The following is a 12,014-nucleotide window of genomic DNA, read 5'->3' as shown; positions in this document are numbered from 1 at the left end:
TATTGGAAATTAAAGCGACTAGCCTGCGCGGAGGGGAGTGCGCATGTTTGAGAGGTTCACCGACCGCGCGAGGCGGGTGGTCGTCCTGGCCCAGGAAGAGGCCCGGATGCTCAACCACAACTACATCGGCACCGAGCACATCCTTTTGGGGTTGATCCATGAGGGTGAGGGTGTCGCCGCCAAGGCGCTGGAGTCGCTGGGCATCGCCCTCGAGGGCGTGCGCCAGCAGGTCGAGGAGATCATCGGCCAGGGGCAGCAGGCTCCGAGCGGGCACATCCCGTTCACGCCGCGGGCGAAGAAGGTGCTGGAGCTGTCGCTGCGGGAGGCGCTGCAGCTGGGCCACAACTACATCGGCACGGAGCACATCCTGCTGGGCCTGATCCGCGAGGGCGAGGGCGTCGCCGCGCAGGTGCTGGTGAAGCTGGGCGCGGACCTGAACCGGGTGCGCCAGCAGGTGCTGCAGCTGCTGTCGGGGTATCAGACGGGCGAGAAGTCGACCGAGAGCGGGTCGGGCCGGGGCGAGGGCACGCCGTCGTCGTCGCTGGTGCTGGACCAGTTCGGCCGCAACATGACCGTGCTCGCCCGGGAGGGCAAGCTGGACCCGGTGATCGGGCGCGGCAAGGAGATCGAGCGGGTCATGCAGGTGCTGTCGCGCCGGACGAAGAACAACCCGGTGCTGATCGGCGAGCCGGGCGTCGGCAAGACCGCGGTGGTGGAGGGGCTGGCGCAGAGCATCGTGAAGGGCGAGGTGCCCGAGACGCTCAAGGACAAGCAGCTCTACACCCTCGACCTGGGTTCGCTGGTCGCCGGTTCGCGTTACCGCGGCGATTTCGAAGAGCGTTTGAAGAAGGTGCTCAAGGAGATCAAGACCCGCGGGGACATCATCCTGTTCATCGACGAGCTGCACACGCTGGTCGGGGCGGGCGCGGCGGAGGGCGCGATCGACGCGGCGTCGATCCTGAAGCCGATGCTGGCGCGCGGGGAGCTGCAGACGATCGGCGCGACCACGCTGGAGGAGTACCGCAAGTACATCGAGAAGGACGCGGCTTTGGAGCGGCGGTTCCAGCCGATCCAGGTGGGCGAGCCGTCGCTGGAGCACACGATCGAGATCCTGAAGGGCCTGCGCGACCGGTACGAGGCGCACCACCGGGTCTCGATCACCGATTCGGCGCTGGTCGCGGCCGCGACGCTGGCGGATCGCTACATCAACGACCGGTTCCTGCCGGACAAGGCGATCGATTTGATCGACGAGGCCGGGGCGCGGATGCGGATCCGGCGGATGACCGCGCCGCCGGACCTGCGGGAGTTCGACGAGAAGATCGCCGACGTGCGCCGGGACAAGGAGTCCGCGATCGACGCGCAGGACTTCGAGCGGGCCGCGCGGCTGCGCGACGAGGAGAAGCAGCTGCTGGGGCAGAAGGGCGAGCGGGAGAAGCAGTGGAAGGACGGCGACCTGGACGTGGTCGCCGAGGTCGACGACGAGCAGATCGCGGAGGTGCTGGCGAACTGGACCGGCATCCCGGTGTTCAAGCTGACCGAGGAGGAGACCACCCGGCTGCTGCGCATGGAGGAGGAACTCCACAAGCGGATCATCGGCCAGGAGGACGCGGTCAAGGCGGTCTCGCAGGCGATCCGCCGCACGCGGGCGGGGTTGAAGGACCCGAAGCGCCCGTCCGGGTCGTTCATCTTCGCCGGCCCCTCGGGTGTGGGTAAGACGGAGCTGTCGAAGGCGCTGGCGTCGTTCCTGTTCGGCGAGGACGACGCGCTGATCCAGATCGACATGGGCGAGTTCCACGACCGCTACACCGCCTCGCGGCTGTTCGGGGCGCCTCCGGGCTATGTCGGCTACGAGGAGGGCGGGCAGCTGACCGAGAAGGTGCGGCGCAAGCCGTTCTCGGTGGTGCTGTTCGACGAGATCGAGAAGGCGCACCAGGAGATCTACAACACCCTCCTGCAGGTGCTGGAGGACGGGCGGCTGACCGACGGGCAGGGCCGGACGGTCGATTTCAAGAACACCGTGCTGATCTTCACCTCGAACCTGGGGACGTCGGACATCTCGAAGTCCGTCAGCCTGGGCTTCTCGTCGGGGGCGGATTCGACGAACCGCTACGAGAAGATGAAGCAGAAGGTCAACGAGGAAATGAAGAAGCATTTCCGCCCGGAGTTCCTGAACCGGATCGACGACATCATCGTGTTCCACCAGCTCAACCAGGAACAGATCATCGAGATGGTGGATTTGATGATCGGCCGGGTCGAGACGCAGCTCAAGGCCAAGGACATGGAGATCGAGCTGACCGAGAAGGCGAAGGCGCTGCTGGCCAAGCGCGGCTTCGACCCGGTCCTCGGCGCCCGGCCGCTGCGCCGCACGATCCAGCGCGAGATCGAGGACCAGCTCTCGGAGAAGATCCTGTTCGGCGAGGTCGAAGCCGGCCAGATCATCGTGGTCGACGTCGAAGGCTGGAGCGGCAACCCCGAGGACCGCGACGACGAGGCGAACCTGGTCTTCCGGGCGGGCGGCCGGGTCGTCTCGCTGACCTGAAACAGCGGGAGAACGCATTCCGCGCGACGCCGGGGCGGGTCGCGCGGAATTGTCGTGCCCGGCGGAATTCGCGCTTCTTCCACCGCCCGAGGAAACGCGCCGAAACCCATTGACTCAATGCTTTAGAAATATATAGTGAGGTCGTCGACTCAACTACCGCACAGACGCTGGAGGTGTCTGGATTGAGTGCTCTCAAGGAGAACTACGAGTCGCTGAACCTGGAGCCGAAGCCCATCCGCCCGCACATCCTCGCCGCCGCGACCGTGGCGTTCGGGGACGACTACTACAACGGGCGCAAGGAAACGATCAACCTTTCCGGCTTCGTCCAGTTGAACAAGTGGCCGATGCCCGGCTTCGAGCACCGCGTGGACGAGAAGGGCTACGCCGAGTTCGAGACCGAGCTGATCTCCGCCCCCGAGGTCGGCATCAAGGGGTTCAGCTACGAGCTGGACGACCGGATCCAGGTGCTGTCCAACCCGTTCCTGCCCAACACCGGGCACGTGCGGCAGATCGTTCCCGGCAAGAACTTCCCCGCGGAGTTCTACATCCGGCGCTTCGGCATCCTGGAGTCGAGCACGCTGCGCCTGGCGCACCGCGACGTGATCGACATCCACGGCGTCGTGGACCGCGTGCCGCCGTTCATCAAGCCGCTGCAGAGCCCGTACCTCGGCACGCCGCGCGGCGACGGCCCGTTCGACGTCGTGCCCTCGCCGAACGTCGCGCGCGGCACCACGCTGCCTGAGGCCTGGTACCCGGCCAACGACGAGAACGAGCCGGTCGGCGACACGCCGAGCATGTTCTTCCTGCCCAGCGCGGGACCGTGCATGTCGATGCTGGTCGACCCCTCGATGATCATGCAGGTCTCGCTCGAGGGCCAGGCCACGCTCGAGGTCGGCGGCAAGGAGGTCAAGATCGACCTGGCCGGCGACTACAAGAAGGCGGCGGGCAGCGAGATCCTGCTGTTCGGGCCGGAAAAGCACGACCAGGGCGCCGGCGTGCTGGCGCAGATCTCCCGCATCGCGGTGACCGGCCACTGCGCCGAACTCGGCGGCCGCGTGATGCTGCGGGTGAGCTGGCCGAAGCCGTCCGGCGGCACGCTCGGCGAAGGCAGCGAGGACAGCCTGAGCCGGGTGCGCTACCCGAGCGAACTGCACGTCGACACCGAGTTCGAACTGGTCACCGCGGACGGCGCGCTGTACGCGTCGAACCCGGTGCACGTGTTCGGCAAGATGGCCACGATGGAGGCGACCGGCACCGAACTGCAGATGAACGGCACCGACGCGGCGCTGGTCACCGTGGCCGACGAGGCCAGGGCGAGGCTGACCGGCCTCAAGCTGGTCATGCGGGACGCGTTCGTCGGCGAGCACGCGGCCGTCAACGTCTGAACGCGCACTTCCCCGGGCGGGTGAAGCTCGCCGCCGCCCGCCCGGGTGAGGTAACTTGTGATATCGATAGTGATCGGTGCTCGTCCCTTTCTCCGGAGAACGGGACGGGCACCGGTGCCGGGAGGCGGCTGTGGATCAGCGATTGCTGCTCATGCACCAGGCGATGCTGGCCGATCGGCCGCGGATGCGCGCGTACGAGCGGGCGCTGGCACAGACCGTCGAACCCGGCGCGGTGGTGGCCGACGTCGGTGCGGGCACCCTGGCGTTGTCGCTGCTGGCCTTGGAACACGGGGCGGGGCACGTGTACGCCGTCGAGGCCGATCCGGAAACGGCCGCGCTCGCCGAACGGATCGTCGCCGACAACGACCTCAAGGAAAAGGTCACGCTGATCCAGGGCGACGCCCGGGTCGTGAAACTGCCGAGGAAGGCCGACGTCGTCGTCTCGGAGATGATGGGCAACCTCGGGCCGGAAGAAGACATGAGCCGGGTGCTCGAGGTCTTCGCACGGAAAAACCTGCGCCCCGGCGGGAAAATCGTTCCGCGCCGCCTCACCACCACGCTCGCCGCGCTCGAATTCGACGACGAGGGCTGGGGGATCTGGAATTCCGGATTCCACGGTTACCGCCTCGACTCCGTCCGCGAGTTCGCCGAGCAGCGCGCGCAGCTGCATTTCTTCCAGCGGGAACCGCGGCTGCTGTCCGAAGCCGTCCCGATCGCGGACGAACTGCGCCTCGACATCGTCCGGCCCGGCGAACTGCACGCGGTGCTCGGCTGTTTCACCGCGGACCTCGCCGAAGGCGTTTCCCTGTCGAACTTCCCGTCCTACCCCGGCTGCAACTGGGCGGTTTGGATCTGGCCGCTGCGCCATTCGCCGGTCGCCGCGGGCGATGCGGTCCGCGTGCGGGTGTGCCGCCCGGCCGGCCGCGCGCACGCGCGGCTGGCCACGGAATGGCGGCTGGACTGCGCGATTTCCCGCGGAAAGGGGGAGTGAGATGCCGTTCGCCGTCGGCACGGTCCGCGACCTTCCGGTGCGGGCGCTGAAACTGTGCGGGCTCACCTGGTCCGGCGAGGTGCTCTGGTTCTCCGAAGGCGTGCTGAACCGGATCACCTCGGTGGACCCGGTCACCGGCGAGGCCGGGCAGCACCTCGCCTGTCCCGGCGTGCGCACCGACCTGACCACCATGTCCGGCCACCTGGTCCAGGTGGCCGGGGAAGCGCGGGCGCTGCGGGTGCTCGACCCTGCCGACGGCTCGGTGGTGACCGAGCTGCGGAACCCGCGTCCGGGCGGCCTGCTGTGCGGGCTGGAAGCGACCCAGCACGGAGTCTGGTTCGGCTACGAGGACCGCCGGATCATCGATCTGCGCAACGCGGAGGATCTGTCGCTGATCGACACCATCCCGGTCCGCCACCCGCCGGCCGGCGTCACCGTGACGGACGACTTCCTCGCCTACGCCGACTACCGGGGCGGCACCATCAACCTGGTAGATCTCGCCACCCGCCGCGAGGTCGGCCGGTACGACGCGCCGGGCAACCCGACCGGACTGACCTGGGACGGCAGCCGGATCTGGTACTGCGACCACACGACGCTGCAGCTGCGGGCGATCGAACTGCCGGGCATCAGCAATGCGTGAAGCCGCGCAGTACCACGAGGCCGTCCGCGAATACCTGCTCATCGCGCTGAGCCTCGGCGAACTGGCCGACGGGTTCGTCGATTGCTGGTACGGCGATCCGCGCCTGTCCGACCAGGCAACAGCGGAGGGCCCGGTGAATCCGGCCGACCTCGCCGCGCGGGCGGACCGGCTGCGGTCAAGGCTGCCGGACACCGACCTTCCGCAGTCCCGGCAAGGCTTTCTCGACGCGCAACTCGCGGCGATGGCGTGCACGGCGCGGCGGCTGGCCGGCGAGCCGATCCCGTTCCGGGACGAGGTGCGGACCTGTTTCGGGGTGGACCCGGAACCCGGCGACCCGGACCGGTACGCCGACGTGCACCGGGCGATTTCGCGGCTGCTGCCCGGCTCCGGCGGACTCCGCCAGCGGATCGAGGAGTTCTACGCGCGCAATCTCGTGCCGCCGGACCGGTTCGGCCGCGCCGTGCGAGCGGTTTCGGACCAGCTTCGCGCGCGGGCGGCGCCGATGTTCGGCCTGCCCGCCGGGGAACGGGTCGAGTACGAGATCGTCCACGACAAGCCGTGGAACGCGTTCAACCGGTACCTGGGCGGCTTCCGGTCCACGGTCGCGCTCGACGCCGAAGCGGGCGGCACGATCGCGGCGCTGCCGCTGATTCCCGCGCACGAGTCGTATCCAGGGCACCACACCGAACACTGCCGCAAGGAAGCGGTGCTGGTGGACCAGCTCGGCCACGACGAACACACCGTCGCGGTGGTGAACACTCCGCAGTGCCTGGTGGCGGAAGGAACCGCCGAACTCGGAGCGCGCGTGCTGCTCGGGACCGGATGGGGAGAGTGGACCGCGGAACTCCTCGCGGCGGAACGGATCACGACCGACGGCGCGCTCGTCGAGGCGGTGGTGGACCTGGTCCGGCAGTTGATGCCAGTGCGCCAGGACGCCGCCGTCCTGCTGCACGACCGCGGCGCCGATCCGGACCAGGTGACCGGCTATCTCGAACGCTGGCTGCTGCTGCCCGCGGATCGTGCGGCGCGGCTGGCCCGGTTCGTGGCGGATCCGCTCTGGCGCGCCTACTCCGTCACGTACCCGGAGGGCGCGCGGCTGGTCGCGGCGTGGCTGGCCGCCCGGCCGCCGGAAGTCACGCTGGCCGAACGGTTCCAGGTCCTGCTCGACGAGGCGGTGCCGCCGTCCCGGCTGACCGCGGAAGCGGCCGAGCGCGCTCCGGTCAGTCCTTCGCCCGCTCGGCGGTGACCAGCATGTAGACCGGCACACCGGCCTCGAGCACTCCCTCGAACACCGCTTTGTAGGCCGCCACCATCTCCGGGCCGTACAGCTCGGTCAGCTCCGCGCTCTGCCGTTCTACCTGCGCCATCATGTGCACTTGATGCCGGGCCGTCTCGGCGGTGATGTCGAGGTATTCCAACGGCAACAGGCCGGATTCGCTCAGCAGGTCGAGATACTCGCCGAGCCGCAGAAGCGGGCTGTTGAGCGCGAACCTGCGGTAGGACTCGACGATCGCCCGCTCGCTTTCGGTCGGGGCGACCTTCTCGACGCAATCGGTCAGCGAGAGCCGCCCGCCAGGCCGCAGGACTCGCGCGATCTCGGAGAACACCTTGGGCCGGTCGCTCATGTGCACCAGCGATTCGATCGCCAGCACCGCGTCGAACGCCGAAGGCGGGTAAGGCAGTTCCGCCGCGTCCGCGACCTCGAAGCGCACCTGGCCGTCGAGCCCGGCGTCCTCGGCGGCCGCGGTGGCCGCTTTGACCAGGTTCGGGCTGGTGGCGATGCCGACGACGTGCGCGCCGGTCGCGGCTGCGAGCCGGAGCGCGGGAGCGCCCAGCCCGCAGCCGACGTCCAGCACGCGCTGGCCGGGCGAGAGCCGCAGCCGTGCCGTCATCAGGTCGGTGAGCCGGTCGGTGGCCTCCTGCACCGAACTGGTGTCCTCGGGCGAATCCCAGTAGCCGACGTGGACGTTGACCCCGACCAGCCGGGTGATCATCGGGATGGCCTGGTCGTAGAACTGCGCGACTTCCTCTTTGGCGGGAACGTACGGTGCGGGCACGGCGATCCCTTCGCGTCCGAAACGGTGTAAACTCACTATATGATACTATAGCATTTAGTGCTGGTATTCCGTCCGAAATGGACGGGCTCGGGCCGAGGTTTTCGCACTGGAGTGCCGATGAGCGCTGAACGATCCGCAATCCCGCTCTTCGAAGAAGCGATGAGCTTCACCTACGCCGCCGCGCTCCGGGTGGTCGCGTCGGTCGGCGTGGCCGACCGGATGGGGACGGGCCCGCGCCCGGTCGGCGAATTGGCGAAGGAGACCGGAACCGATCCCGGCGGCCTGTACCGGGTGCTGCGGCTGCTGGCCGGCCGCGGTGTCGTCCGCGAAGCGGGCGAGCGCCAGTTCGCACTGACCGAACTGGGCGAGGCCCTGCGCTCGGACGCGGAATTCCCGGCCACGGCCGGAATCCTGATGTTCACCGATCCGATGTTCTGGAAAGTGACGCATGGAGTGGGTGCCGCGGTGCGGGATCCGCGGACGTCGTTCGACCAGATCTTCGGCATCGGGCTCGACGAGTACTTCGCTGCCCACCCGGCGACCGAAGCGCTGTTCTACGACGGCATCGAAGCGGTCTCCGACGCGGAGAATCCCGTGGTGGCGCGGAGTTACGAGTTCCCGCCGGACGCGGTCGTGGTCGACGTCGGCGGCCGGTTCGGCGGCTTCCTGCTCGCGGTGCTGCGCGCGCATCCCGGAGTGCGCGGGGTGCTTTTCGACCGGGACGACATGCTGGCGAGGCATCGGCTGGACGAAGCGGACGTCGCGGGCCGCTGGGAGACGGTGTCCGGAGACTTCTTCGTCGAGGTGCCCGCCGCCGACGTGTACGTGGTCAAACGGAATCTGCACGCCCTGGGCGACGAGGACAGCGTCCGGCTGCTCAGCACGTGCCGGCGTTCGCTGCGGCCGGAAGGCCGGGTGCTGGTGATCGACGCGATCATCCCGGAAGGAAACGAGCCCCACCTGAGCAAGGCGATGGACTTCATGATGCTGGCCAACCGGGTCGGCGGCGAACGGACCGCGGCCGAACTGGCGGCCCTGTTCGACGCCGCGGGGCTGCGGCTGAACCGGGTCGTGCCGACCGCTTCGGTGATGTCGATCGCCGAGGGGGTGGCCCGATGAGCGCGGACCGGCTTCCCGCGTTCCCGATGCGGCGGCCGGACCCGTTCGCGCCGCCGCCCGAGTACGCCGGGCTGCGCGAGCGTGCCCCGGTTTCCCGGGTCGAGCTGTGGTCGGGCGCTTCCGCCTGGGTGCTCACCCGCTATCAGGACGTCCGCGCCATGCTGGGCGACGCGCGCTTCAGCTCCGACCCCGCCACGCCGGGATTCCCGGTGCTGGTCGACTATTCCGGGCTGACCATCAACCTCAACCCCTCGCTGGTGGGCATGGAGGGCGCCGCGCACAGCCGGGCCCGCCGGGCGGTGCTGGGGGAGTTTTCCACCGGGCGGGTGCGGCGGCTGCGGCCGAAGATCCAGGAGTTCGCCGACACCTGCCTCGACGCGCTGGCCGAAGGCCCGCGACCGGCGGATCTGGTCCGCGGGTTCGCCCTTCCGGTGCCGTCGCTGGTGATCTGCGAGGTGCTCGGCGTGCCCTACCGCGACCATGAATTCTTCCAGTCGCATTCGGCGAAGTGGACCGGACGGCTCACTCCGGGCCCGGACCGCCAGGCCGTCTTCGACGCGCTTCGGTCCTATTTGGACGATCTGGTCGCGGCGAAGGAACGGGAGCCCGGCAACGATCTGCTCGGCAGGCAGGTGCTGCGACAGCGCGCGGAGGGGGAGGCCGACCACGACGGGCTGGTCTCGCTGGCGTTCGTGCTGCTGCTCGGCGGGTTCGAGACCACCGCGAACATGATCGCGCTCGGCACCGCCGCGCTTCTGGAGCACCCGGCGGAACTGGAGAAGCTCCGCCGCGACCCGAGGCTCCTGCCCGGGGCGATCGAAGAACTGCTGCGCCTGTTCACCGTCGCCGAGCTGGCGACCATCCGCGCCACGACCGCGGACGTCGAGATCGGCGGCGTCCGCATCCCGGCGGGGGAGGGTGTGATCGGATTGTGCCAGGCCGCCAACCACGATCCGGACGCGTTCGACTGCCCGGCGAAACTGGACATCGAACGGACCAAGCCCAGCCACCTCGCCTTCGGCTACGGGACGCACCAGTGCATCGGGCAAGGGCTGGCGAGAGCCGAGCTGGAGATCGCGCTGGGCACGCTGCTGCGCCGGATGCCGTCGCTGAAACTCGCGAAACCGCTGGCGGAGCTGCCGTTGAAACACGATTCGACGCTGTTCGGAGTCTACGAGCTGCCGGTCACGTGGTAGCCGCGCCGTCACCGGACAAGGGCACGGCCTGGACGATCTCGCTTTCCGGCACGCCGACGAAGTACAGGAACTGCTCGTGGTTCGTCGAACCGACGAAATTCTCCGCTCCGGCCCGGTAGCAGAGGTCGAAGACGGCGGGGCGCGGCCGGGTGTCCACGGGCTCGCCGGCGCGCAGCCCCGCGACGAGCGCCGGGATGTCGTAGTCGAACGCGACGTGCTCGCGCACGTAGTACTCGCCGCTGGGCAAGCTCCTGCGAGGCAGCCGCTCCGGCTCCTCCAGCGCGCCCGGGTGCCGGTAGAACGGCAGGGTCGCCAGGTCGTAGCGGAGGATCTCGCTCAGCAGGTGTGCGCGGTCGGCGGGCAGCAGCGGTTCGATCGACTCCCGCCACCACCGGACGAGCAGCCGCGCGGCCGCGTTGTCCCCGCACAGGTAGCCGGTCGCGTCGCCGTAGCCGGTGTCGTCGGTCGAGGCCTTGTCGACGCACGCGCGCAGCGGCGCGGCGGCGGGGTCGTCGGTCTCGGCGATCCACGAGTCGAGCCGGCGCAGGACCTGGGACTGGGTGAGCGACGTGAGTTCCCGCAGCCCGACCCACACCTGCCGGAACACCGCGTTCTCGGCCATCACCCGGGTCCAGAAGAGGAACCGTTTGACCGTCCGGTTCTCCTCCAGCGTCATGGTCTGGTGCGACAGGATGTACTCGAAGTCGTCGTGGTCGCCGCGGATCGTGACGATCCCGTACTCGCTCTTCTTCTCCAGATAGCCGGTGTTCGGCAGCAGGTGCAGCGGGTAGACCGCGATCCGCGAGACGTGCCGGGAGAGCCGGTCGTAACCCTCCATGAAGGACTGGACGGTCTCGCCCGGCGCGCCCCAGATCAGCTCGGCGTAACAGTCGAGTCCTTCCTGGTCCAGCCAGACGGTCAAGTCCTCCCAGTCGTTGACCTTCATGTTGCGCCGCTCCATGGTGCGCAGCGCGTCGTCGTTGAGGCTCTGCAGCGCGAGGGTGAACGAGCTGCGCAGCCCGGCCGCCTTCATCTTCCGCACGATGTCGTAGAACACCGCGGACTTGTTCTTCGCCCACGACGTGTCGAGCGCCTGCGGATAGCCGTACCGGTTGCGGACGTCGATGACGTCGTCGACGAACTCACGGTCGATCGGGAGCATGCCGAAGTTGGCGTCGCACAGGACGATCGTGTGCACCTGGTGCCGGGCGAAGACCTCGAGTTCGGCCCGGAGCCGCTCGCGGGAGAACGCGCGGACGCGCTGGCCGACGGCGCCGCCCCAGTAGCAGAACGAGCATTTGTAGGGGCAGCCGCGGTTGGTCTCCATCAGCGCGACGTCGTAGCGGAACTTGCCGTCCGCGTCCAGCAGGTCGATCGCCCCGGTGAGGACGGGGGAAGGGATGACGTCGAGGTCGTCGATGCGGTCCCGGGGCTCGGTGGTGTGGTGCGTTCCGTCGGGCCGGACGTAGCTGATCCCGGGGATGCCGGCGAGGTCGTGCCGGGAGGCCCCGTCGAGCACGGCGTTCACCAGATCGCGGAACACGAACTCGCCCTCGCCATTGACCACGACGTCGACCTCGGGACACCGGCGGAAGACCCGCGCGGCCTGGTTGGCGACGTGCGTGCCGCCGAAAACGACCCAGCCCTCCGGGTTGACCTGCTTGAAGGTTTCGGCGAGCGCGCCGAACTCGCGGAAGTTCCAGCCCAGCACCGAAAACGCGAGAACGTCCGGCGGCTGCCCGGAGAACAGCTCCTCGGCCATCCTGATCAGGTTGTCCCCGCCGCGGAAGTTCCGGATCCGGATCTCGGCGTGCTCGCGGACGCGGGGGTCGGCCAGCGCCGCGGCTTTCAGGTACCCCGCCGCCAGCGGCATGGATTCCAGCGGCAGGTCCCAGATCCCTTGCTGCACGATCTGGACGGAGAGGAGACCGCCGTCCGCCACAGTTGGCTCACCCCCGGAGGCTCGACCACAGGAATAAGACTTAAAAATCATATAGTGATCAGGGGGAGTGTCAAGCGGGTGCCCGGCCGCGCCGCCTTGACTGGCACCCTGCGGGCTGCCTAATGTCGGATGCGTGACTGCACCC

At 68.8% G+C, this 12,014-nt stretch carries 9 protein-coding genes; 7 read left to right on the top strand and 2 right to left on the bottom strand.

Features of this window, described 5'->3' with window-relative positions:
- Positions 1-43: 43 nt before the first annotated feature.
- The 5 genes from RPX00_RS37280 (at position 44) to RPX00_RS37260 (ending at position 6,801) form a co-directional block, all read left to right on the top strand.
- Positions 44-2,539 carry an ATP-dependent Clp protease ATP-binding subunit gene (locus tag RPX00_RS37280; RefSeq protein WP_406632511.1) on the top strand — a complete coding sequence of 832 codons (2,496 nt, stop codon included), beginning with the start codon at positions 44-46 and terminating at the stop codon, positions 2,537-2,539.
- 182 nt (positions 2,540-2,721) lie between these two features.
- A complete protein-coding gene (locus RPX00_RS37275; RefSeq protein WP_406632509.1) occupies positions 2,722-3,924 on the top strand; it encodes a DUF6004 family protein in 1,203 nt (400 codons plus the stop codon).
- Positions 3,925-4,054: 130 nt separating this feature from the next.
- A complete protein-coding gene (locus tag RPX00_RS37270; protein WP_406632507.1) occupies positions 4,055-4,915 on the top strand; it encodes a methyltransferase domain-containing protein in 861 nt (286 codons plus the stop codon).
- Between the two features lies 1 nt (position 4,916).
- Positions 4,917-5,555: a hypothetical protein gene (locus RPX00_RS37265; RefSeq protein WP_406632505.1), complete on the top strand. Its 639-nt coding sequence runs from the start codon at positions 4,917-4,919 to the stop codon at positions 5,553-5,555.
- Complete coding sequence (locus RPX00_RS37260) at positions 5,548-6,801, top strand: DUF885 domain-containing protein (RefSeq protein WP_406632503.1); 1,254 nt, start codon at positions 5,548-5,550, stop codon at positions 6,799-6,801. The genes RPX00_RS37265 and RPX00_RS37260 overlap by 8 nt, the downstream gene beginning before the upstream one ends.
- Here RPX00_RS37260 and RPX00_RS37255 read toward each other — a convergent pair.
- The gene (locus RPX00_RS37255; protein ID WP_406632501.1) at positions 6,776-7,612 is read right to left on the bottom strand and encodes a methyltransferase domain-containing protein; all 837 of its coding nucleotides are present in this window, start codon (positions 7,610-7,612) and stop codon (positions 6,776-6,778) included. The two genes, RPX00_RS37260 and RPX00_RS37255, sit on opposite strands and share 26 nt — an antisense overlap.
- Before the next feature lie 117 nt (positions 7,613-7,729).
- On the opposite strand from RPX00_RS37255, the gene RPX00_RS37250 reads away from it, so the two are divergent.
- Both RPX00_RS37250 and RPX00_RS37245 read left to right on the top strand, forming a co-directional pair.
- Complete coding sequence (locus tag RPX00_RS37250; RefSeq protein WP_406632499.1) at positions 7,730-8,731, top strand: methyltransferase; 1,002 nt, start codon at positions 7,730-7,732, stop codon at positions 8,729-8,731.
- Positions 8,728-9,927, top strand: a complete 1,200-nt coding sequence (locus RPX00_RS37245; RefSeq protein ID WP_406632497.1) for a cytochrome P450 — start codon at positions 8,728-8,730, stop codon at positions 9,925-9,927. Before RPX00_RS37250 ends, RPX00_RS37245 begins: the two co-directional genes overlap by 4 nt.
- Here the strand turns inward: RPX00_RS37245 and RPX00_RS37240 are convergent.
- Positions 9,917-11,869: a KedN5 family methylcobalamin-dependent radical SAM C-methyltransferase gene (locus RPX00_RS37240; protein WP_406632494.1), complete on the bottom strand. Its 1,953-nt coding sequence runs from the start codon at positions 11,867-11,869 to the stop codon at positions 9,917-9,919. The two genes, RPX00_RS37245 and RPX00_RS37240, sit on opposite strands and share 11 nt — an antisense overlap.
- Between the last annotated feature and the right edge of the window lie 145 nt (positions 11,870-12,014).

Source organism: Amycolatopsis sp. WGS_07, assembly GCF_045278895.1.
Lineage (GTDB): Bacteria > Actinomycetota > Actinomycetes > Mycobacteriales > Pseudonocardiaceae > Amycolatopsis.
This window is presented reverse-complemented; position numbering and strand designations above follow the sequence as displayed.

Excerpts from the sequence above, each read along its gene's own strand:
- RPX00_RS37280 (WP_406632511.1), top strand. The coding sequence starts at position 44 with ATGTTTGAGAGGTTCACCGACCGCGCGAGGCGGGTGGTCGTCCTGGCC.
- RPX00_RS37265 (WP_406632505.1), top strand. The coding sequence starts at position 4,917 with ATGCCGTTCGCCGTCGGCACGGTCCGCGACCTTCCGGTGCGGGCGCTG.
- RPX00_RS37260 (WP_406632503.1), top strand. The coding sequence starts at position 5,548 with ATGCGTGAAGCCGCGCAGTACCACGAGGCCGTCCGCGAATACCTGCTC.
- RPX00_RS37250 (WP_406632499.1), top strand. The coding sequence starts at position 7,730 with ATGAGCGCTGAACGATCCGCAATCCCGCTCTTCGAAGAAGCGATGAGC.
- RPX00_RS37245 (WP_406632497.1), top strand. The coding sequence starts at position 8,728 with ATGAGCGCGGACCGGCTTCCCGCGTTCCCGATGCGGCGGCCGGACCCG.